The organism is Bradyrhizobium elkanii USDA 76, assembly GCF_023278185.1.
GTDB lineage: Bacteria > Pseudomonadota > Alphaproteobacteria > Rhizobiales > Xanthobacteraceae > Bradyrhizobium > Bradyrhizobium elkanii.
Map to the genome: position 1 here is coordinate 8618587 of NZ_CP066356.1, position 24311 is coordinate 8642897.

General features: G+C 64.0%; 15 protein-coding genes. 12 read left to right on the forward strand and 3 right to left on the reverse strand.

The genetic code is table 11. From position 1 onward, the window contains the following. Positions 1-11: 11 nt before the first annotated feature. Together JEY66_RS40905 and JEY66_RS40910 are read right to left on the reverse strand one after the other, a co-directional pair. Entirely contained in the window at positions 12-3185 is a 3174-nt protein-coding gene (locus JEY66_RS40905; protein ID WP_016839788.1) for an efflux RND transporter permease subunit, read from the reverse strand. After that, positions 3182-4447: an efflux RND transporter periplasmic adaptor subunit gene (locus JEY66_RS40910; RefSeq protein ID WP_016839789.1), complete on the reverse strand. Its 1266-nt coding sequence runs from the start codon at positions 4445-4447 to the stop codon at positions 3182-3184. Before JEY66_RS40910 ends, JEY66_RS40905 begins: the two co-directional genes overlap by 4 nt. 783 nt (positions 4448-5230) lie before the next feature. On the opposite strand from JEY66_RS40910, the gene JEY66_RS40915 reads away from it, so the two are divergent. The 6 genes from JEY66_RS40915 (at position 5231) to JEY66_RS40940 (ending at position 15861) form a co-directional block, all read left to right on the forward strand. Then, positions 5231-12349, forward strand: a complete 7119-nt coding sequence (locus tag JEY66_RS40915; RefSeq protein ID WP_018269476.1) for a cadherin domain-containing protein — start codon at positions 5231-5233, stop codon at positions 12347-12349. A 314-nt stretch (positions 12350-12663) separates the two neighbouring features. Next, on the forward strand, positions 12664-13131 hold the full coding sequence (locus JEY66_RS40920) for a phage tail protein (RefSeq protein WP_016839791.1): 468 nt from the start codon (positions 12664-12666) through the stop codon (positions 13129-13131). A 12-nt stretch (positions 13132-13143) separates the two neighbouring features. Continuing rightward, positions 13144-13647 carry a phage tail protein gene (locus JEY66_RS40925; protein WP_016839792.1) on the forward strand — a complete coding sequence of 168 codons (504 nt, stop codon included), beginning with the start codon at positions 13144-13146 and terminating at the stop codon, positions 13645-13647. A 42-nt stretch (positions 13648-13689) separates the two neighbouring features. Beyond that, positions 13690-14754 carry an IS630-like element ISRj1 family transposase gene (locus tag JEY66_RS40930; protein ID WP_026192128.1) on the forward strand — a complete coding sequence of 355 codons (1065 nt, stop codon included), beginning with the start codon at positions 13690-13692 and terminating at the stop codon, positions 14752-14754. A gap of 22 nt (positions 14755-14776) precedes the next feature. Further along, positions 14777-15304 carry a phage tail protein gene (locus JEY66_RS40935; RefSeq protein WP_016839793.1) on the forward strand — a complete coding sequence of 176 codons (528 nt, stop codon included), beginning with the start codon at positions 14777-14779 and terminating at the stop codon, positions 15302-15304. Further along, complete coding sequence (locus tag JEY66_RS40940) at positions 15301-15861, forward strand: GNAT family N-acetyltransferase (RefSeq protein ID WP_018269474.1); 561 nt, start codon at positions 15301-15303, stop codon at positions 15859-15861. Before JEY66_RS40935 ends, JEY66_RS40940 begins: the two co-directional genes overlap by 4 nt. On the opposite strand, the gene JEY66_RS40945 is transcribed toward JEY66_RS40940, so the two are convergent. Next, entirely contained in the window at positions 15843-16148 is a 306-nt protein-coding gene (locus tag JEY66_RS40945; RefSeq protein ID WP_210291191.1) for a DUF6916 family protein, read from the reverse strand. The two genes, JEY66_RS40940 and JEY66_RS40945, sit on opposite strands and share 19 nt — an antisense overlap. 501 nt (positions 16149-16649) lie before the next feature. On the opposite strand from JEY66_RS40945, the gene JEY66_RS40950 reads away from it, so the two are divergent. The 6 genes from JEY66_RS40950 (at position 16650) to JEY66_RS40975 (ending at position 24310) form a co-directional block, all read left to right on the forward strand. Further along, entirely contained in the window at positions 16650-17804 is a 1155-nt protein-coding gene (locus JEY66_RS40950) for an iron-containing alcohol dehydrogenase (protein ID WP_026192127.1), read from the forward strand. 81 nt (positions 17805-17885) lie between these two features. Next, the gene (locus JEY66_RS40955; RefSeq protein ID WP_018269472.1) at positions 17886-19436 is read left to right on the forward strand and encodes an AMP-binding protein; all 1551 of its coding nucleotides are present in this window, start codon (positions 17886-17888) and stop codon (positions 19434-19436) included. A 122-nt stretch (positions 19437-19558) separates the two neighbouring features. Continuing rightward, complete coding sequence (locus tag JEY66_RS40960; RefSeq protein WP_240536741.1) at positions 19559-20257, forward strand: DUF2270 domain-containing protein; 699 nt, start codon at positions 19559-19561, stop codon at positions 20255-20257. 76 nt (positions 20258-20333) lie between these two features. After that, positions 20334-21221, forward strand: coding sequence for a TauD/TfdA dioxygenase family protein (locus JEY66_RS40965; protein WP_016848344.1), 888 nt, complete (start codon positions 20334-20336; stop codon positions 21219-21221). Positions 21222-21676: 455 nt separating this feature from the next. Further along, entirely contained in the window at positions 21677-23272 is a 1596-nt protein-coding gene (locus JEY66_RS40970; RefSeq protein WP_016848343.1) for an ABC transporter substrate-binding protein, read from the forward strand. Positions 23273-23362: 90 nt separating this feature from the next. Continuing rightward, entirely contained in the window at positions 23363-24310 is a 948-nt protein-coding gene (locus JEY66_RS40975; RefSeq protein ID WP_016848342.1) for an ABC transporter permease, read from the forward strand. Position 24311: the final 1 nt, after the last annotated feature.

The window sequence follows — 24311 nt, forward strand, 5'->3', positions numbered from 1 at the left end:
CTACTTTCCCGTCACCCCGCCACAGTTGCCTTGGGCTCCGCGGGCTTGCCCTCGTTCTTTCCCTCCGCGAGGTTGCGCACCACCATGTAGAAGATCGGCGTGAAGACCAGGCCGAACAGGGTGACGCCGAGCATGCCGAAGAACACGGCAACGCCGACCGCCTGCCGCATCTCCGAGCCCGAACCGGTCGACACCACCAGCGGCAGCACGCCGAGGATGAAGGCGAACGAGGTCATCAGGATCGGCCGCAGACGGAGCCGGCAGGCCTCGATCACCGCGTCCAGCCGCGATCGGCCCTCGAGCTCGATGTCGCGCGCGAACTCGACGATCAGGATCGCGTTCTTGGCGGCCAGCCCCACCAGCACCACGAAGCCGATCTGGGTCAGGATGTTGACGTCCTGGCCCATGATGCGCACGCCGATCGTGGCCGCGAACAGGCACATCGGCACGATCAGGATCACCGCGAACGGCAAGGTCCAGCTGCCATATTGCGCGGCCAGCACCAGATAGACGAACAGCACGCAGATCGGGAACACGTAGAGGCCGGCATTGGCGCCGGTGACCTGCTGGTAGGACAGGTCGGTCCACTCGAAGGAAAAGCCGCTCGGCAATGTCTGGTCGGCGAGCTGCTTGATGGTGTTGAGCGCCGTCGTCGAGCTCACGCCCGGTGCCGGTTCACCCTGCAGTTCGGACGCCGAGTACAGATTGTAGCGCGCGACGCGGTCGGGTCCCGAGACGTCCTTGAAGTCCACGATGCTGCCGAGCATCACCATGTCGCCGGCGACGTTGCGGGTGCGCAGCCTTGCGAGATCGGGGCTGTCTTTCCGGAACGGCAGATCGGCTTGCGCGGTAACGTGATAGGTGCGGCCGAACAGGTTGAAGTCGTTGACATAGGTCGAACCAAAATAGGTCTGGATCGTGTCATTGATGTTGGCGATCGGCACCCCAAGCTTCTGCGCTTTGACGCGATCAATGTCGACGAACAGCTGCGGCGTGTTCGCGGTGAACGGCGAGAACACCGACGTGAGAGACGGCGACTTGCGCGCGGCTGTCACCAGTTCATCGGTCGCGGAAGCCAGCAGTTCGGGTCCGCGTCCCTGGCGATCCTGGACACGGATGGTGAAGCCACCACCGGTGCCGATACCGGGCACGGCCGGCGGCGGAATGACGATGATGAAGGCGCCCTGGATCACCGACAGACGCTTGCGCAATTCGGCCGTGATCGCGTTCGCCGTCAGCCCCTTCTTCAGGCGCGCCTCCGGCTCGTCGAATACCGGAAACAGCGCCGCGGCGTTGCCCTGCTGCGTGCGCGTCGCACCGGAGAAGCCGGCGAAAGCCGCGACGCGAACGATGCCCGGCGTATCCAGCGCAATCCGCTCGATCTCGCGCACAACAGCGGTGGTCCGCGCCAGCGACGCGGCGCCCGGCAGCTGCGCCGAGATGATGACGTAGCCGCGATCCTGCGCCGGAATGAAGCCCTGCGAGGTGGTCGCGAGCAGCCAGCCGGCGCTGCCGATCAGCACGAGGTAGAGCGCAAGCATCACCACCGTATGCCGGATCACGAAGTCGGCCACCGATGCATAGCCGTGCGCGAGCCGGTCGAACACGCGGTTGAACAGCGCGGTGAAACTATCCCAGCCGCGCGCGATGATGTTCCAGCGCGCCGGCGGGCGTTTCTCCTCATGCGGCACCAGGATCTGCGAGGCCAGCGCCGGCGACAGCGTCAGCGAGCAGAAGCAGGAGATCGCGGTCGCGACCGCGATCGTCACCGCGAATTGCTGGAAGAACTGCCCGGAAATGCCGCCGAGGAAGGCGGTCGGCACGAACACCGCGCACAGCACGAGCGCGATCGAGACCAGCGCGCCGCCGACCTCCTCCATGGTCTTGAGCGCAGCGTCGCGCCTGCTCATGCCGTGCTCGAGATGTCGCTCGACATTCTCGACCACCACGATGGCGTCGTCGACCACGATGCCGACCGCGAGCACCAGGCCGAACAGCGTCAGATTGTTGATCGAGAAGCCGAGCGCGGCCATCACCGCGAAGGTGCCGACCAGCGACACCGGGATCGCGATGATCGGGATGATCGCGGGCCGCCATCCCTGCAGGAACACCAGCACCACGATGACGACGAGCGCCATCGCCTCGTAGATCGTCTTGATCAGCTCGTGGACCGACTGGGCGATGAATTCGGTCGGGTTGTAGCCGATATTGTAGTCGAGCCCCTTCGGGAAACTCGCCTTCATCCGCTCCATCGTGTCGGAGATGCTCTTGGCGGTGGCGAGCGCGTTCGATCCGGGCCGTTGCGTCACCAGCAGCGCGACGGCGGATTTGCGCAGCAGGAAGCTGTTGGTGGCGTAGGACAGCGCGCCGAGCTCGACGCGGGCGACGTCGCGCAGACGTACCGTGCGGCCGTCGGAGCCGGCCTTCACCACGATGTCCTCGAACTGCCTGATGTCCTTGAGGCGGCCGGTGAAGACGAGGTTCGGCTGGAATGCGCGATCGGCGATCGGCGGCTCGGCGATCTGTCCCCCGGCGATCTGCAGGTTCTGCGCCCGGATCGCCGCCAGCACCTCGGTCGAGGTCAGACCGAGATTGGCGATCCGGTCGGGATCGAGCCACAGCCGCATCGAGTAATCGCGCGCGCCGAACATCTGGATGTCGCCGACGCCATCGAGCCGCAACAGCTGGTCGCGGACCTGCAGCAGCGCGTAGTTGGAGATGTAGAGCTGGTCGAACGTGTCGTCGGGCGACAGCATGAACACGACCATCAGGATGTCGGGCGAGTTCTTGCGCGTGGTCACGCCGTTGCGCTGCACCTCTTCGGGCAGCCGCGGCTGCGCGATCGCGACGCGGTTCTGCACCAGCACCTGAGCCTTGTCGAGGTCGGTGCCGAGCTTGAAGGTCGCGGTGATGGTGAGCTGGCCGTTCGACGTCGCCTGGCTGTAGAGATACAGCATGTCCTCGACGCCGTTGATCTCCTGCTCGATCGGAGCGGCGACAGTGTCGGACACGGTTTGCGCCGAGGCGCCCGGATATTGCGTGGTGACGACGACGGTCGGCGGCACCACTTGCGGATATTCCGAGACCGGCAGCGTCGGATAGGCGATCGCGCCGACGATCAGCAGCACGATCGACAGCACCATCGCGAGGATGGGCTGGTTGATGGAGAGCCTGCCGAGATTCATGGTTTGGCACCTGCGGCGGGCTTGTCGGCGGCCGCGGGCTTGTCGCCTGCCGCAGGCTTGGAATCCGCCGGAGCCTGCGCCATTTTCGGCGTCACCTTGGCGCCGACGCGGGCGCGCTGCAGGCCGTCGACGATCACGTGATCCTCCGCCTTGAGGCCTTCGCGGACGACGCGCAGGCCATCGTCGAGCGGCCCGAGCGTGACTGCCCTTGCTTCCACCGTGTTGTCGTCCTTGACCACGAACACGATCTTGCGCGACTGGTCGGTGGCAACCGCGCTGTCCGGGATCAGCAGCGCCTCATAGGGAGAGGAGCCGATGATTCGGACGCGGCCGAACTGGCCGGGCAGGACCGACAGATCCTTGTTCGGAACGACCGCGCGGCTGCGCAGCGTCGCGGTCGAGACGTCGAGCCGGTTGTCGAGGAAGTCCATCTTGCCCTCATGCGAGGGCTTGGTTTCGCCGGTCAACGCGATCTGCACCGGGTTCGCCGTGTCGCGCGAGCTCGGCCGCCTGCCTTCGAACCACAGCTTGCTGTTGCGCTGATAGGTCGCCTCGTCGACGTCGAAATAGATGTAGATCGGATCGAGCGACACGATCGAGGTAAGCAGCGTCGCGCCACCCTCGCTGCCCTGCACCAGATTGCCCGGAGTGACCAGATGCCGGCTGACGCGGCCGGTGATCGGCGCCAGCACATGGGTGAATTCGACATTGAGCTGCGCGGCCTTCAGGGTGCCTTCGGCCTGCGTCTCGGCCGCGCGCGCCGCCTGCAACGCCTGGCGGCGCTGGTCGACGACCTGCTCGGAGACCGCGCTGGTCTGCACGAGGTTCAGCCCGCGCTCGAGATCGCGCTTGGCAAGCTCGCCCTTGGCCCGTGCGTCGGCGAGCTGGCCCTCGGCCTGCAGCACGACCGCCTCGAACGGCCGCGGATCGATGATGTAGAGCAGATCGCCGGCGTGGACGATCGCACCGTCCTTGAACTCGACGCTGTTGACGAAGCCGCCGACACGGGCGCGGACCTGGACCTCCTCGATCGCCTCGAAGCGGCCGGTGAACTCGTCCCAGTCGGTGACCGTGCGCTTGACCGGCTGCGCGACGGTCACGGGCGGCGGCGGAGGCGCGGCCTGCGATTGCGCGCTCTTGTTGTCGCAGCCGCCGAGCGCCAGCGCCGCCAGCAGCCCGATCGGCGCAAGGGCGAGCCAAGGCCTGAGCGACAGGCCGCGTGAGGCATGGCGGCGAAGCAAATGACGCTCGACGCCGGCCATCGGAGCCGCACGCCCCGTTCTGTCAATCGAACTCAATTCCCTCTCCCCCAGGATCAGTGCAGGGCTACGAAAGTCGCAATTAAACTTGCGGTGATTCAACGCGGATGGACCACCGCAATGTCGCGGCAGCGGACGTCACAGATGTAGCCGCTCCCCAGTCTGTTCAAGATGGCCGCCGGATCAAGCAAATAGTTGCGCAATCTGAAAGCCTTACGACGTGATCGCGAAGCCGTGACGACGGGAAGGGACAGATTCACTGGCCTTTCGGGTGAGAAGAGATCACAGAAGGCGCGTCGGGAATCAATCACAAGGCGAATCGCCGACACATATTCGTCACACAACGCCAACTCGGTCTGCGGCGCAGAAACCACCGGGGGTCGCACAAGATCAAAAATGGTCGAATTCCGATACTCTACCTCCCGCTGCATGGCCGAATCGTGGTTAACGACGCGGTGTCACGCGGACACACATTGACACTCGGAAACATCGACAATACGGTCGTGGTTGCCAACCGGTAAATTTTCTTGGCCGCCGCGCTTTTCTCGAACATTCATTGGGCTTTTCTCGCGGCGAGTGTGAGTGGAAGCGATTACGTAATGGCAGGCGTATTTGAACTTGCTGATGTCGGGACTCCGCAACCGTCGCGGTGTCCGCATATTGCGAGCGGACCGGCGCGATCTCGGGTCGCGAGTGGTCAACCTCAACGTGTGAACCGCTTCACACGTCGTCGTCCCCAACAATTGTAGTTATTGATCGGCTTTCACGCCGATCGCGGGAGTGCTCATGACGACCATACCTGCCTATACAATCGGTGGTTTAACACGCCCCGAGCTTCATCTCGATCCGAGCGGCAATATCATTCTGGATCCGGCCGCGCAGGCGTTCGTCAATACCTATGGCCTGCAATATCTTTACCTGGGCTGTCCTCCCGGCACACCGTGGCCGCCGGTGCCCGGCTTCCTGTCGCCTCCGACCGACGCCAATTCCGGCGCCAACACGGTCGTTGAGGGCGCCGCAGCCAACACATCGGTCGGCATCACCGCGCAATCCACCAGCCTGATCGGTCTTCCGGTCACCTATTCGCTGGTGTCCGATTCCTCGCATGGCGGCTTCAAGGTCGATCCGAATACCGGCGTGGTGTCGATTGCCGATCCCTCCAAGGTCGATTTCGAGAGCTCCGGCGGCAGCTACGTCGTCAATGTGCAGGCGACCGACGGTATCTTCGTCTCGTCGCAGAGCTTCACGATCGCGGTCAGCAACGCGCCGCCCTCGACGCCGACCGACGGCAACGCCACCGCCAACGCAGTCAACGAGGGCGCTGCGGTCAACACCTCGGTCGGCATCACCGCGTCGTCGGCCGACGTCAACGGCCCCGGCGTCACCTACTCGCTGACATCGGATTCCTCCCATGGCGGCTTCAAGATCGATCCCAATACCGGCATCGTCACCGTCGCCGATTCCACCAAGATCGACTTCGAGACCGCGCCGGGTCACGCCTACACCATCACGGTCCAGGCCAGCGACGGCCATGGCGGCGTCAGTTCGCAGAGCTTCACGATCAACGTCAACGACGTCGCGATCAGCGCGCCGGTCGACGTCAACGCCGCCGCCAACAGCGTCGTCGAAGGCGCAGCCGTCAACACGCTGGTCGGCATCACCGCCTCCGCGGTCGATCCGAACGGCCCCGCAACCACCATCTATTCGCTGACCGGCGACACCTCAGGCGGCGGCTTCACCATCAATGCCACGACGGGCGTCGTCACCGTCGCCGATCCGAACAAGCTCGATTACGAGAGCGCACCCGGCCACGCCTACACCATCACCGTCCAGGCCACCAGCGGCGCGACCTCGACGACGCAAACCTTCACGATCGGCGTGACCGACGCTCCGCCGTCGGCGCCCACCGACTCTGACGCCGCGATCAACACAGTGGTCGAAGGCGCCGCCATCGGCACCGCCGTCGGCATCACCGCGCACGCCACCGACATCAATGGCGGCACCGTGACCTATTCGCTGGTCGGCGATGCCCACGGCCTCACCATCAACGCCGCGACCGGCGTCATCACCGTCGCCGATCCCACCAAGATCGATTTCGAAACCGCCCCCGGCCACGCCTACACCATCACCGCACAGGCCAGCGACGGCACGCAGACCAGCACGCAGACCTTCACCGTCAACGTCACCGACGTTGCGCCGTCGGCTCCGGTCGACAACAATGCTGCCGCCAATACCGTCGTCGAAGGCGCGGCCGTCGGCACCACGGTCGGCGTCACCGCATCCTCGACCGACATCAACGGCCCGGGGGTGACCTATTCGCTGACCGGCGACAGCTCCGGCGGCGGCTTCACCATCAACGCGACAACGGGCGTCATCACCGTCGCGGACCCGAGCAAGCTCGATTACGAAAGCGCGCCCGGCCACGCCTATACCGTCACCGCGCAGGCCAGCGACGGCACCCTTGCGACCTCGCAGACCTTCACCATCGCCGTCACCGAAGCTCCGCCCTCGGTTCCGGTCGACAGCGACGCCGGCGCCAATGCGATCGCCGAAGGCGCGGCCAACGGCTCGACCGTCGGCGTCACGGCGTCGTCGATCGACGTCAATGGCCCGCCGGTGACCTATGCGCTGATCGGCGACACCTCCGGCGGCGGCTTCACCATCAACGCGACAACGGGCGTCATCACCGTCGCGGATAGCACCAAGCTCGATTACGAGAGCGCGCCGGGCCACGCCTACATCGTCACCGCGCAGGCCAGCGACGGCACGACGGCGAGCTCGCAGACCTTCACCATCGCCGTCACCGACGTCGCGCCGTCGGCCCCGGTCGATGCCGACGCCGGCGCCAACCGCGTTGCGGTCAACGCGCCGGTCGGCGCGGGAACCGGCGTCACGGCATCCTCGACCGACGTCAACGGCCCCGCGGTGACCTATTCGCTGGTCGGCGACACCTCAGGCGGCGGCTTCACCATCAATGCGACCACCGGCAAGATCACGGTCGCCGATCCCAGCAAGATCAACATTGCCGACCCGTCCTATGACGTCACAGTCGATGCAAGCGACGGCACCCTGCACAGCCAGCAGACCTTCACCATCGCCGTGGTGGTCGACCAGGCGCCGGTCGTCACCGCTGGCCACACGCTGAACTATACCGAGAACCAGGCCGCGACCGTGATCGATTCGGCGATCACCGTCACCGACGGCGACGACGCCAATCTGGTGTCCGCGACGGTGCAGATCACCGGCAACTATGCCAGCGGCCAGGATGTCCTCGGCTTTACCAACCAGAACGGCATCACCGGCTCGTTCGATGCCGCAACCGGAACGCTGACGCTGACCGGCTCCTCCAGCGTCGCGAACTACCAGGCCGCGCTGGCGTCGGTGACTTACATCAACACCAGCGACAATCCGTCCGGGCTGGCGCGCACCGTCACCATCACGACCAATGACGGCACGCTCGACAGCTCACCGGTCACCGACACCATCAACGTCACCCCGGTCAACGACCCGCCCGTCGTCACCGCCGGTCACACCCTCAACTACACCGAGAACCAGGCCGCGACCGCGTTCGACCCGGCGATCATCGTGTCCGACGTCGACAACACTACGCTGACCGGCGCGACGGTGCAGATCACCGGTAACTACGCCAACGGTCAGGACGTCCTCGCCTTTACGTCCCAGAACGGCATCACCGGCTCGTTCAATGCGGGAACCGGCGTGCTGACGCTGACAGGCACCGCCAGCGTCGCCGATTATCAGGCGTCGCTCGCCTCGGTGACCTATCAGAACACCAGCGACAACCCGTCGGGTCTGGCGCGCACCGTCACGATCATCGCAAACGACGGCACGGCGACCTCCACGCCGGTCACCGGCACCATCAACGTCACGCCGGTCAACGATCCGCCGGTCACGACCGCCGGCGGCACGCTGAACTACACCGAAAACCAGGCTGCGACCGTGATCGACGCGTCGGTCAACGTGACCGACATCGACAGCGCCAACCTGACCGGCGCGACGGTGCAGATCACCGGCGGCTTCGCCGCCGGCCAGGACGTGCTGGGCTTCGCAGGCCAGATCGGCATCTCGGGATCGTACAATTCCGCGACCGGCGTGCTGACGCTGACCGGCTCCTCCAGCGTCGCCAACTACAAGGCCGCGCTCGATTCCATCACCTATTTCAACTCGAGCGACAATCCGTCCGGCGCGGATCGCACCGTCAGCTTTACGGTCACCGACGGCACTGACAGCAGCAACACCTCGACCTCGACCATCCATGTCACGCCGGTCAACGATGCGCCGGTCGTGAGCTTCGGTGCCATCACCGGCTTCTCCGAGCCGCCGAACGGCACGCCGGCCGCCAACTCGACGCCGGTCACGATCACGCCGAACCTGACGATCACGGACGCCGAAGGCAACAACCTGACCGATGCGACCTTCGTGCTGAACAATCTGAAGCCGTCGGATGCGCTGTCGATCGCAGGCCACGCCGGCAACAGCGGCGATATCGGCGGCATCCACTTCGAGATCACGAGCACCGCGGGCACCGAGACGATCAGTTTCACCGGTACCGACACACTCGCGCACTACAATGCGGCGCTGGACCTGATCCAGTTCAACAACACCAGCGAAAACCCCGATACCACCGCGCGTTCCTACACCCTGACCGTGCACGATGACGGTGGCACCGCGAATGGCGGCAGCAACACCGGGTCGGGATCGACGACGGGAAGCGTCACTGCCGTGGACGACGGGCCCACCGCGTCGGTGCCGGCGGACAATTCGATCGGCACGGCGTTCTCGCACACCAACTTCGCGATTTCAGGGCTTTCGGTCGCCGACATCGATGCCGCGAGCGGCAACGTCACGGCGACGATTGCCTCAAGCCATGCGAACCTGACCTTCAATACCGCCGGGCTCGCCAGCTTCACCAACAACAGCAGCCACACAGTGACGCTGACCGGCACCGTCGCGCAGGTCAACACCGCGCTCGCCACGCTGACCTACAACAGCGACGACGGCTTCACCGGCTCGGACACCGTCACGCTCAACATCAACGACAACGGCAATACCGGCACCGGCGGGCCGCTCACGTCGGGCGCCCAGACCTTCCATGTCGGCGTCGTCCCGCAGGTGTTCTACATCGACAACTCGCCCACGGCGCTCGCCAACAGCGCCAATCTCGGCACCGCGGCCGATCCATACACCTCGATCGCCGCCTACAACGCGGCCAATCCGGCGGGCTCGGGCGACTATGTCGTGCTGAGGTCCGGCACCTATACCGAGGCCAACGGCATCAATCTCGCCAACGGCGTCAACCTGGTCGGCGGCAGCCACAGCCTGACCTTCACCAATCCGGTGACCGGCGCCGTGGTGACCGCGAACACCGCGACCGGCACCGATCCCGTGATCCAGGTAACCGGCGCCGACAACGGCATCGACCTGCTCGGCACGTCGGGCCACAGCATCAGCGGTGTCAGCATCGATACCTCGGCCTCGACCGGCATGGGCATCAGCGACGACGGCTTCAATGTCGGCACCGTCACGATGTCCGACATCGTGATCAAGACCGCCAGCGGCAGCGGCATGAGCTTCACCCATGGCGGCACGATCGTCGTCACCGGCAGCAACAACACCATCACGTCGACGACCGGCACTGCCCTCGATGTCGAGCACACCAACATCGGCGCGGGCAATCTCACCTTCAAGAGCATTTCGTCGACCGGCTCGTCGGGCAACGCCGGCATCATCCTCGACACGACGGGAGCGGCCGGCGGGCTCACGGTCACCGGCACGGGAACCGCCGGCTCCGGCGGCACCATCAACAACAAGACCGGGGCTGACATCCTGAGCGGCACCGACGCCGGTGGGCAGACGACGTCAGGCACCGGCGGAACCGGCATCTACCTGCACAACACCTCGAACGTGTCGCTGAGCGACATGACGCTGCATGACTTCAGCAACTTCGCGATCTACGGCAACAACGTCACCGGATTCACGTTCGCGGACGGAACCATCAGCGGCGTCAACGGCACCACCAATGCCGGTGACCGCGAGGAAAGCAGCATCCGGTTCGACAATCTGCTCGGCACCGCCTCGATCACCGGATCCGGCATCTCCGGCGGATACAATCAGAACATCGATCTCTACAACACCAGCGGCACGCTGAACCGCTTGACGATGGACAACGACACGTTCGGCCTGATCAATGCCATCGGCGGCAATGACAATGTCCGCGCGCAGGTTTACAATTCCGCGACCGCCAACTACACGCTGACGAACAGCACGTTCGCCGGCACGCGCGCCGACTTCATCGCGATGACCGCCAACAACAATGCGTCGATGGACGCCGTTGTTCGGGGCAACACGTTCCACAACGGACAGGCCATCATTCCCGGCGGCGGCACCGCGGTCGACATCAGGAGCGGATCCGGCGGTCTCGTCTCTGCCGCGACCACCACGTTCGATATCTCGCACAACACCCTGACCGACGGCGGCGCTAACGCCTTCGACACGGTCGGCATCTTCGTGGCGAAGGGCCAGGACAACGGCACCATGTCCGGCACCATCGCCAGCAACGTTATCGGCCCGGCGAAGGTGGGATCCAACTCCGACGGCATCTTCGTCCGCGACGCCGGCGCCGGCAGCCTGACGACGCTGATCCAGAACAACACCATCACCGGGGTCGGCAACAACGGCATCCATCTCCAGAACAACGACGGCAGCTCGACCCTGAACGCCACGCTTTACGGCAACTCGGTGTCGTCTCCGACCTCCGCCAATCCGTTTGCCGCAATGCTTGTCGACAACGGCGCGACGGCGACCGACACCAGCACGACGAATGTCGTCATCGGCATGGGCGCAGGCGGCACGGGCAGCAAGAACACGCTGAACCACAACGCCAGCTATGCCACCGACGTCGAGCTGAGCAACTTCAACGCCAACACCCATCTGAACCTCTCGCGGAACGGTTCGGCATCGGGCACCGCTGCGGGCGTGATCACCGACGACAACACCAGCGGCACGGGCGCCATCACCGTCGACACCACGGGCGGCGTCGGCACGACGACGCTGGTCAACACGCTGCCGACGCTTCCCGCGGTGGTCGCGCCACTGCTCGCCGAAGCGGGCGGCGTTCAGGTGTCGACTCCGGGCACAGGCGAGATGCACCTGACGCAGGCTGAGCTCAACTCGGTAGTGTCGGCGGCGATTGCGCAGTGGGCGAGTGCGGGCGCCAGCGCGACGCAGCTCGCTCTCCTGCATGCGACGACTTTCAGCGTCGTCGACCTCGCCGGCCAGATTGTCGGTCAGGAAGGTGCCGGGCATATCACGATCGATACCGATGCGGCCGGCCATGGCTGGTTCATCGACCCGACGCCATCGGACAATTTCGAGTTCGCGCACGCCGTCAATGCCGCCGGCACCGATCTCTTGACCGACCCGTCGACGGCCGCGGCAGGCCATCTCGATCTGCTGACCACCGTCGTGCATGAATTGGGCCACGTTCTCGGCCTTCCCGACACCGTCTCGCCGTCCGATGCCAACAGTCTGATGTATATCGGCCTCGCCGATGGCGAGCGGCGGTTGCCAACGGCTACGGATGTCGCTCAATCCAACCTGGCATTGCAGAAGGCCATGCCGACGCAAGGCTCCGTAGCCTCGCAGACGACCAATACGTCGACGGTCAACCTGACCAACCGCGACAGCTTCGACTTCTCGTCATCGACCCAGACGCAATCGCAGACCAACACAAGCCATGTGGACCTGACCAACCAGACCTTGTCCGATCTGTTCAGCGGGCATGCCAATGCCGCCACGCCATGGTGGGTTGGCCACGAGACGATTTTCGCCGCCATGGGCGGCACGCCGACCGATCATCTCCAAACCCATCACGATCTGGTTGTTTGATCGAACGTTGCGACGGCCCTACCACCGCCTGCCGAATCGATCCGGCAGGCGTTGTTGATTTGGTGAGACCGCATTCGTGTCGACCCTGGTGGCGAAGGTCCACGCCATTACAACGACATTTATGCGTCACGCCCTTCGAAAAAATTCACGAAAGCCAGACAATCGTTGAGGTTGCACTTGGTACAAAACACGCTATCGTGCATTTCGTTATCGCATGACAGCATTTGCCTTGCATTTTCATTAACTGAGTCACTGACAAGACGGATCGTCTGGGCGGAGGATCGATGTCTCAACCATATCTCTCGGAAATCAGGATGATGTCGTTCGGCTACCCGCCCAAGGGCTGGGCGCTCTGCAACGGTCAGTTGCTGCCTATCAATCAGAACCAGGCATTGTTCTCGCTGTTTGGTACGACCTATGGCGGGAATGGCACGACGAATTTCGCGCTGCCCAATCTGCAGGGAAAAGTGCCGCTGCATATGGGTCAGGGCTTCACGCAGGGGCAGACCGGCGGCGAGACGTCCCACACGCTGACAATCTCCGAGATGCCGCAGCACCCGCACACATTTCAGGGCACGACCAACAATGCCGACAACGCCGTGCTCACCGGCAATCTGATGGCGACGTCAGCCAATCTCTATACGGCCGCGAACAATCTGACGACGCTGGACCCGAGCACCGTCGCCAATGCCGGAGGTTCGCAGCCTCACGAGAACATGCAGCCCTATCTCACGGTCAACTTCTGCATCGCTTTGCAGGGCATCTTCCCCTCCCGGAATTGAAGGACGCGCGCCATGGGCGAGCCATATGTTGGCGAGATACGCATGTTCGGCGGCAATTTTGCGCCGAACGGCTGGATGTTCTGCCAGGGACAAATCCTGGCGATCTCCCAGTACGACGTTTTGTTTAACCTGATCGGTACCACGTATGGCGGCGACGGCCAGTCGACGTTCGCTCTGCCGAACCTGCAGGGACGCCTGCCCATGCACCAGGGCAGCAGCTTCGTCATGGGGCAGAGCGCCGGCGTCGAGCAAGTGACGCTGACCACCCAGCAACTGCCCATCCACTCCCACCCGATGGCGGCATCCCTGAACAACGCGACCGGCAGCACGGTGACGGGCAACGTCGTCGGCGCCGTGGGTGCTACGCAGATTTACCGCGAGGTCCCGGCAGGTTCGGCGATGGCGAACCAGGCCTGCACATCCGTCGGCGGCAACCAGCCGCACGACAACATGCAACCTTACCTCTGCGTCAGCTTCATCATTTCAATGTTCGGCGTTTACCCGAGCCAAACCTAGTACCCACTTTTCTTGGAACGTGAGTCGTGATTCAAGGTCGGGATGATACCCGAAGCAAGAGAAGTCCACCTTTCGAGGAAAGATCGCAAGGTGCTTGAGGCGTGCTGTCGCTCACCGGTGACGTTGCAGCGCGATTTGAAGCGGGCGCGGATAGTTCTGTTGGCGGCGGATGGGCGCAGCACCCGGTCGATCGCCAAGGAAGTTGGGGTCCAGCCGCGGATTGTCAGCCTTTGGCGGCATCGCTATGCCGACCATGGCCTTGAAGGGCTGCAAGACAAGCCGCGGCCTGGCAAGCAGCCGATCTATACGAAGACGACCGACAAGCGGATTCTGAAGCTGCTGGATAAGCCGCCACCGCAAGGGTTTGCGCGCTGGACCGGCCCCCTGCTGGCCGAGGCGCTGGGCGATGTCGATGTCCAATATGTCTGGCGGTTCCTGCGCAGCCACAAGATTGACCTGGTGGCTCGCAAGTCCTGGTGCGAGAGCAACGACCCGAACTTTACGGCCAAAGCCGCCGATGTTGTCGGCCTCTATGTCGCGCCGCCGGCGAAGGCCATTGTGCTGTGCGTGGACGAGAAGCCCTCGATCCAGGCTTTGGAGCGAGCGCAGGGTTATCTGAAGTTGCCCAATGGCCGCGCCTTGACCGGCCAAAGCCACGATTACAAGCGGCATGGCACCACAACATTGTTTGCGGCGCTCGAAGTCGCCACCGGAAAGATCATCGCGACCCATTCAAAACGCCGGCGCCGCGTCGAGTTTCTCGATTTCATGAACAGCGTCACCGCGGCTTTTCCGAACCGCAAGCTTCACGTCATCCTCGACAACCTCAACACCCATAAAAAGAACGAGGACTGGCTCAAGGCCCACCCCAACGTGCAATTTCATTTCACGCCGACAAGTGCGTCATGGCTCAATCAGGTCGAAGTATGGTTTTCCATCTTGCAGGGGCAGTCGCTCAGCGGCACCTCCTTCACGAGCCTCAAGCAGCTTCAGGAACACATCGATGCCTACGTCAACGCATACAACGACAGAGCCGAGCCCTTCGTCTGGACCAAGAAAAAGGTCCGTCAACGCCGTTTCAAAGGCCGCCGTATCACTCAGCTCTGATTCCGGGTACTAGGACGGGACCATGTCTGACCAATTCCTGGCCGAGATCCGTATTTTTCCGTTCAACTTCGCCCCCGTCGGGTGGGCCCTCTGCAACGGCCAGCTCATGCCGATCTCGCAGAACACCGCGCTGTTCTCCCTGCTCGGCACCACCTATGGCGGTGACGGCAAGAGCACCTTTGCGTTGCCCGACCTGCAAGGCAGCTCGCCGATGCAACCGGGGCAAAGCTCGTTTGGCACCTTGTATGGTCTCGGACAGTCCGGCGGCACGACGACGGTGACGCTGCTGCAATCCGAAATGCCCCTGCACAACCACGGGGTTCAGGGCAACATCAATCCGTCGAACCTCGCCACGCCCAGTCCGGTGCGGTCGCTTGCACGCGCAAACCCGGGGCAAGCCTACACGGCGACGTTGACCAACATTTCGCCGTTTTCGGCCATCAGTTCGATTATGCCGATCGGCGGCAGCCAGCCCCATAATAATATGATGCCCTATCTCACCCTGAGTTTCTGCATCGCATTGCAAGGCATTTTCCCGCAGCGGCCATGACGGATGGTTTGCGCACGGCTATTGTTCCCGCGGCGTCTGGGTGGACACGCGCCGCGGATGCCGGCCTGACGTTTCGCCGTATTGCGGACAGCGATTTAGCCTTCCTTGCGCGGCTCTATGCCTCGACCCGAACCGACGAACTGGCTGTGACGCCGTGGAGCGCCGAACAGAAGGCTGCTTTCCTGGCGATGCAGTTCCAGGCCCAGCATAGGCACTACCAGCAGTATTATCCGACGGCTGACTGGCTGGTGACGATGCGCGGCGGCGAGGATATCGGTCGTCTCTATGTCGACCGCTGGCCGGGCGAGCATTGCGTCATCGATATCGCCTTCCTGCCCGAACATCGCGGATCGGGTCTCGGCGGCGCGCTGATGCGCGACGTGCTCGACGAGGCCGCCCGCGCCGGCAAGGCCGTCTCGATCCACGTGGAGAAATTCAATCCCGCGATGCGGCTCTACCGGCGGCTCGGCTTCATCACCGAGGAAGACAAGGGCGTCTACGACCTGATGCGCTGGCGGGCGGCGGGAGCTTCCGACCGTCAGGTGAAGACCGCCTGATAGCCATTGCCATCCGCGAGCGGACCGACCGGCACCAAAAAGATGTCCATCATGCCCAGCGCCGGATGCCGCACCGGATAGATCGCCTGCGGCAGCCACGCGCCCTTCGGGCCCGTGAACAACAGCGAGAACGCACCGCCCGGCCGACCGCTGTTGCCCGCGGGCTCGACCTTGGCGAGCTTCAGAGCGACGACGCGATCCCTCTCCGCCTGCATCTCGAACTCCGCATCCTGATGCGGCGTGAAATCGTCAATGTGCAGTTTGGCGAGATCGACGGTGGATGTCATGCGCACGTCCCTGTTGCTTTCGAGGTGTAACACACGCCGAGATGTTGCCGTCAAGATTTCTGCCGGTCATCCGATTCGACCTGAAGCTTTCACCGTCATTCCGGGGCGCCCTCTGCTTCCAGGGGGAGGCAAGTAAACGCAAGACTCGGATGCAGCGCGCCGCGAGGATGCGGATGTATGACTCACGCGGGCGCCACATATTCGATGTCGTCCCGGGCAAGCCAACGGGTCGGCGCGAAGCGCCGCCCGATGACAGGCTCCGCGCGACCCCGGACCCATAACCACCGATGCCAATTGTTTAGCCAGCGCTCGGGCCACAGCTCACTTCAACAACGCAACCCTGTGGTTATGGGTCCCTGCTTTGGCAGGGACGACACCGGAATGGGCGACGCGACCGTATCAAACCACCGGCAGGACCCTGATGACGGCTCCGATTTCCTCCGCTAACCTCGCCGCAAAGGGCCGCCAGCAAGGCGGACCGTGTTGAGGGAGGACAGGCGCGTGCATCGAGGCCGTGTCGTATTCGGCGCCATGGACGAGGTCGTGTTCGGGCGGCCCGCGCGTGAGGCCATCGTCGAGCAGCTGGACCGGCTGGGCGCCGAGCGCGCCTTTCTGATGGTGTCGGGCACGCTGAACCGCGAGACCGACGAGATCGAGAAGGTTCGCGCGGCGCTGGGGCCCCGCTGCGTCGGCACCTTCGACAAGATGCCGGCGCATACGCCGCGCGCCGCGGTCATCGCGGCGGCGGAGCAGGCGCGCGGCGCGAAAGCGGATTTGATCGTCACGATCGGCGGCGGCTCGATCACCGACGGCGCCAAGGCGGTGCAGCTTTGCCTCGCCAACAACGTCACGACGTCCGACGGCATCGAGACGATCCGCACCCATGGCGGCGTCTCACCCGCGATGCATCCGCCGACCGTGCGCCAGATCAGCGTGCCGACCACCATCGCCGGCGGCGAGTTCTCCTCGATCGCCGGCGTCACCAACGAGGCCAAGCGGCAGAAGGAGATGCTGCGGCATCCGCTGGTGATGCCGCGCGCCACCATCCTCGATCCGGAACTGTCGGTGCACACGCCGGAATGGCTGTTCCTGTCGACAGGTATCCGCGCCGTCGACCATTGCGTCGAAGGCATCTGCTCGCGCGAGGCGCATCCTTACGGCGACGCGCAGGCGCTGAAGGGCCTCGAGATGCTGGCGACCGGCCTGCCACGGGTGAAAGCCAACCCCAAGGATATTTCGGCGCGGATGGATTGCCAGATCGGCACCTGGCTCTCCACCGGCCCGCTCGCCTCGGGCGTGCCGATGGGTGCGAGCCACGGCATCGGCTACGTGCTCGGCGCCGAGTTCGACGTGCCGCACGGCTACACCTCGTGCGTGATGCTGCCCGCGGTGATGCGCTGGAACAAGCGCGACAATGCCGACCGGCAGGCGCTGGTCGCGGCCGCAATGGGGCATGCGGGCGCGGACGCCGGCGATGTGCTCGACCGCTTCATCCGCGACCTCGGCATGCCGCGCAGCCTGCAAGAGGTGCGCGTCGGCCCCGAGCATTTCGACCGCATCGCAACGCAAGCGATGCGAACGCCCTGGGTGCCGCGCAATCCGCGCAAGATCGACGATCCGTCCCAGGTTCGCGAGATTCTGGAGATGGCTGCATAGAGCGTTTTCGAGCGAGGTGGGTACCGGTTCGCGTGAGGGAAACGCGTCAAGACAAGAATCTAAAGGGGGATGTGACGTTCGATGTACACCGGCAAGCATGCTTACCTGCGCCCGCTGCAACCCGCCTTCATCATGGCCGGGACCGGCGAGACCGTCACCTATCGTGAGCTCGAGGCGCGCTCCAACCGGCTCGCGCATCTGTTCCGCAAGCAGGGGCTGGGGCGGCTCGACCATTATTCGATCTTCATGGAGAACAACAACCGCTACCTCGAGGCCTGCGGCGCCGGCGAGCGCGCCGGGCTCTACTTCACCTGCGTCAACTCCTACCTCACCGCGGGCGAGCTCGCCTACATCCTGACCAACAGCCAGTCGCGGATCCTGATCACCTCGAAGCTGAAGCTCGACATCGCGCGCGAGGCGCTGAAGGAGTGTCCGCAGGTCGAGCTCTGCATCGTGGTCGACGGCGACAGCGAGAGCGAGCGCATCGTCGGGCTGCGCGAGGCCACCGCGGGCCTGCCGTCAACGCCGATCGCGGACGAATATGCCGGCACCGCGATGCTGTATTCCTCCGGCACCACCGGCCGGCCCAAGGGCATCGTGCGGCCGCTGCCGGAGCAGCCGCCGTCGCAGAACCTGCCGCTGTTCGATTTCCTGACCAAGCTCTGGCACTACCGCGAGGGCATGGTCTACCTCTCGCCGGCGCCGCTCTATCACTCGGCGCCGCAGGCCGCGGTCAATCTCACCATCCGGATGGGCGGCACGGTCGTCATCATGGAGAGCTTCGATCCGGAGCGCTATCTGCAGCTGGTCGAGAAATGGGGCATCACCCACAGCCAGCTGGTGCCGACCATGTTTTCACGTCTGCTGAAACTGCCCGAGGAAGTTCGCGCTCGCTACGATCTGTCGACCCTCGAGATTGCGATCCATGCCGCCGCGCCCTGCCCGGCGCTGGTCAAGGACGACATGATCAAATGGTGGGGTCCCATCATCCACGAATATTACGGCGCGACCGAGGGGCTCGGCTTCACCGCCTGCAACAGCGAGGAGTGGCTCGCGCATCGCGGCACCGTCGGCAGGGTCCTGCTCGGCGATCTGCATATCCTCGACGAGAACATGCAGCCCTGCCCGAAGGGAACGCCGGGCACAGTGTGGTTCAAGACCGCCACGCCATTCGAATATTTCAACGACCCCGCCAAGACCACCGAGGCGCGCTCGGCCGACGGCAGCATGAGCACGGTCGGCGACGTCGGCTATGTCGACGACGACAACTTCCTTTATCTCACCGATCGCGCCACTTTCATGATCATCTCCGGCGGCGTGAACATCTATCCGCAGGAATGCGAGAACCTGTTGATCACCCATCCCAAGGTCGCCGACGCCGCGGTGTTCGGCGTGCCCAATGTCGATCTCGGCGAGGAGGTGAAGGCGGTGGTGCAGCCGGTCGACGGCATCGCGCCGGGGCCGGAGCTTGCCGAGGAACTGATCGCGTTCTGCGCCAGCTCGCTGTCGCGCCAGAAAGTGCCGCGCTCGGTGGATTTCGAGGCCGAGCTGCCGCGGCTGCCGACCGGCAAACTCTACAAGCGCCTGCTGCGTGACCGCTATTGGGGCAACAAGACCTCGCGGATCGTGTGAACGGGCGATGCGTCGGGCCGGGCGAATGCAGCCGGAAGCGCCGGACAGCGTAACAAACTCGCCCGTCGCGCAGATTTCGCGCTATGCTCAGCGATCGCAAGCCAGCTTCGCCGGAGGCCGTCATGCCGTCGCCCCAGCCGCGCGAGCCGGAGCCGGTACAGGCCGGAAGGCTCGAATTCACCGCCGCCGAGATCGGTGCTCTCGCCCATCTCTATCGTGGCGAGATCTACCGCAGTACGGTCTGGCGCACCCGCCTCGACAGCTCGACCAACTGGGCGGTGGTGACGACCGGGATCGCGCTGTCGGCGACCTACAGCAGCGCGGAGGCTTCGCCCTTGCCGATGGTGCTGGTCGGCCTGCTGGTAACGGTGTTCCTGTTGTTCGAGGCGCGGCGCTACCGTTACTTCAACGTCTGGCGCGCCCGCGCACGGTTGCTCGAAACCGATTTCTACGCGCCGATGATCCGAGGCGAAGGTCCCTCGCCGAACTCGGCCTGGACCGAGCTGCTTGCCAACGATTACCGCAACCCGAGATACCATATCAGCTATGTCCGGGCGATCGGCCGGCGGCTGCGCCGAACCTATGGCTGGATTTTCGCGATCCAGGCCATCGCCTATTACGGCAAGCTCGCGATCCATCCGCTGCCGTTGACCACGATGAGCGAGATCTGGGATCGCGCCTCGATCGGCCCGATTCCCGGAGCCATCGTGGTTCTGGCCGGCGTCGCATTCCACTCCAGCTGGGCGCTGTTCGCGTTCGTCACGCATCGCATCGAGATCGCCGATCGGCGCGCGCGGCGCAATCTGATCGCAATGGGATGAGGCGCGAGCCGCGTTGCCGGTGGCGGGCTTTTCCCCTAACCTCACCCCAACAAGAAAAGTCAGGGAGGACTTGCCGATGGAAGTGATCCCACTGCGTCAGGGCTTTGGCGCCGAACTGCGCGGCGTCACGCTGTCGGACGTTGCCGCCAGCGATGCCGCCTATGCGGCGGTGCGCGCGGCGTTCGAGGAACATTCGGTGCTGGTGTTCCGCGGCCAGGAGGTCAGCGACGACATCCAGCTCGCCTTCTCGCGCCGGTTCGGACCGCCCGAGGTGACCAAGGTCGGTTCGATGGGCACCGGATCGCATTTCGTGATCCTCTCGACCTTCGGGCCCGACGGCAAGGTGGTTCCATCCGATCACCGGCAGCAGCTGCGTGCCAGGGCCAACCAGCTCTGGCACACCGATTCCTCCTTCAAGCGCTTGCCGGCGCTGACCTCGATCCTGTCGGCGCGCATCATTCCTGAACATGGCGGCGAGACCGAATTCGTCTCGATGCGGCTTGCCTTCGAGCGGCTCGACAAGGACACGGCGAAGCGGCTGGAGAACTCGTTCGCCTGGCACTCCTACGCGCATTCGCGCAGCAAGGTGGCCACGGGACTTGCAACAACCGAGGAAGTCGACGCGCTGCCGCCGGTATGCTGGCGCATGGTCTGGCGCAATCCCGTCAACGGCCGCGGCGCGCTGTATCTCGCCTCCCATGCCTATGGCGTCGAGGGCATGGACGCCGAGGCCGGCAAGGCGCTGATCGAGCAATTGACCGAAGCCGCGACCGCGCCCGGCGTCAGCTATCTGCACCAATGGAAGCAGGGCGACGTCGTGATGTGGGACAACCGCGCCACCATGCACCGCGGCCGCCCCTGGCCGGCGCATGAAGGCCGCCTGATGATTCGCACCACGATCTCCGCGACCGAGGCCGACGGCGTCGCCAACATGCACCTGCCCTCGCCGCAGGCGGCGGAGTGAGGTGAATGGCGATGCACCGTCATCCTGAGGAGCGCGTAGCGCGTCTCGAAGGATGCACGGCCCGGCTGGTGGCGTTCATCCTTCGAGGCTCGCTCCGCTCGCGCCTCAGCGACTGTGTTCTTCGTCAAGCGGGTTGCCATTGTTTTTGGTCCCTGAGCATGGATGACGGAGCTACATCGCGATTTGATCGGCGACAAACTGTCGCTGATTGCGGAAAGTCTCACGCCGCACACATCGGCGTCGGCAACCGAATTCAAACGGAGATTCGCCGCTGCAGAGCAAAACAACCGGAGTTCCCCGCAATCACAGCCATTCTTCCCGATCCGTGGAAATTTTAATGTTGTGGGGTCATCCGAATTGCCAATCCCCGCGCGATCCTCGCTGGTTGCCCGACAGCCTCACCGTGGTATCGTCGATGCCAATCGGCCATTGAGACCGAAATGTGGGAGGGGACCATGCGGAGCGTGCAAGCGCTGGCCGTCGCGGTGTTGTCTGTGCTGATCATCAGCGACGTTTCACGCGCAGCCGAGCCGAAATCAGGCGGCATCTTCAGGATCTATCACCGCGACAGCCCCGGCAGCGCCTCGATCCACGAGGGCGCGACCTATTCGCTGAACGTTCCGTTCATGCCGATCTTCAACAATCTCGTCATCTTCGACCAGCACATCGCCCAGAACAGCGCCAGCACGATCAGGCCCGAGCTTGCCGAGAGCTGGGCCTGGAGCGGCGACAACAAGACGCTGACCTTCAAGCTGCGCAAGGACGTGAAATGGCACGACGGCAAGCCGTTCACCGCGGCCGATGTCAAATGCACCTTCGACATGCTGATGGGCAAGTCGCAGCAGAAGTTCCGGCAAAACCCGCGCAAGTCCTGGTACGAACAAGTCGAGGAGGTCACGACCAACGGCGACTATGAGGCGTCGTTCAAGCTGAAGCGGCCGCAGCCCGCGCTGTTGTCGCTGCTCGCCTCAGGCTATTCGCCGGTCTATCCCTGCCATGTGTCGCCGGCCGAAATGCGCACCAAGCCGGTCGGCACCGGCCCGTTCAAGTTCGTCGAGTTCAAGGCCAACGAGTCGATCAAGCTCACCAAGAACCCGGACTACTTCAAGAAGGGCCTGCCTTATCTCGACGGTATCGAGTTCACCATCATCCCGAACCGCTCGACCGCGATCCTCGGCTTCGTCTCCGGCAAGTTCGACATGACGTTCCCGACCGAGGTCTCGATCCCGCTGCTCAAGGACGTCAAGTCGCAGGCGCCCAATGCGGTCTGCGTGGTGGAACCGAACAACGTCTCCACCAACATCATCATCAATTCGACCGCGCCGCCGTTCGACAATCTTGACATCCGCCGCGCGCTGGCGCTGGCGCTCGACCGCAAGGCGTTCATCCAGATCATGTTCGAGGGCCAGGGCGACATCGGCGGTACCATGGAGCCCGCGCCGGACGGGCTGTGGGCGATGCCGAAGGACATGCTGGAGCAGATCCCCGGCTACGGTCCCGACATCGAGAAGAACCGCGAGGAAGCCCGCAAGCTGATGCAGAAGGCGGGCTATGGCCCGGACAAGCACCTGCAGATCAAGGTCTCGACCCGCAACATCGCGGTCTATCGCGACCCCGCGATCATCCTGATCGACCAGATCAAGAGCATCTACATCGACGCCGAGCTCGACGTCGTCGACACCGCGCAATGGTTCCCGAAGATCGCCCGCAAGGACTACTCGCTCGGCCTCAACCTCACCGGCAATGCCGTCGACGAGCCCGACCAGTCGTTCTACGAGAACTATGCCTGCGGCTCGGAGCGGAACTACACCAATTATTGCAACAAGGAGATCGAGAAGCTGTTCGACCAGCAGTCGGAAGAGACCAACACCGACAAGCGCAAGAAGCTGGTCTGGGAGATCGACAAGAAGCTGCAGGAAGACGTCGCGCGTCCGATCATCTTCCATGCCCGCACCGGCACCTGCTGGCAGCCTTACGTGAAGAATGTCACGATCATGTCCAACAGCTCATATAACGGCTATCGTTACGAAGACGTCTGGCTGGACAAGTAGGCGTAGCGTTTTCGAGCGAAGTGAATACCGGTTCGCGTCAAGAAACGCGTCGGAAGACAAGACACAGGCGGGATCAGGGAGAGAGCCAGGGTGTTTGCCTATATCGTGCGGCGGCTGTTCCTGATGCTCGTGACCCTGTTCGGGATCTCGATCATCATTTTCGTGCTGCTGCGCGTCGTTCCCGGCAACATCGTCGACATCCTGTTCGACGCTGCGGGCTTCGTCGATCCCGCCGACAAGGCCAATCTCGAGCGCGAGCTCGGCCTGAGCCAGCCGATCGTGATCCAGTATCTGCACTGGATCGGCGGCCTGCTGCACGGGGACCTCGGCTACTCCTACGTCTCGGAGAAGCCGGCGCTGGAGGAAATCCTGCCGCGGATTCCGATTACGGCGCGGCTTGCCGGACTGGCGCTATTGTTCTCCGCCTCGATCGGCATTCCGCTCGGCGTCATCAGCGCGGTCCACCAGGGCTCACGGCTCGATTATGCGCTGCGCGTCGTCAGCCTCAGCGGCCTGTCACTGCCGTCATTCTGGCTCGGCCTGCTGATTTTGATGGCCTCGGTCTCGCTGTTCGGCACCATGCCGATCTTCAATCCGAACCCGAAGACCTGGCTCGAGGCGCTGACCATCTATGCCGTGCCGGCGATGGCGGTCGGCTTCCGCAGCGCGGCGCTCACCATGCGCATCACCCGCTCCTCGATGCTTGAGATCCTGCGCCAGGACTATATCCGCACCGCACGTGCCAAGGGCGCCTCCGAAGCCTCCGTGAACTATCACCACGCGCTGAAGAACGCGGTGCTGCCGGTCATCACCGTGATCGGCATCGAGGCCGCGTTCCTGATCGGCGGGCTGATCGTCACCGAGACCGTGTTCAACATCCCCGGCATCGCCCGCTTCCTGGTCGAGGCGCTGCGCTGGCGCGACTACCCGATCGTGCAGAACCTCGTGATGTTCATCGCCGTCGTCGTGGTGGTGGTCAACTTCATCGTCGACATGCTCTATGCGGCAATCGACCCGCGTATCCGGTTTGGAGACTGAG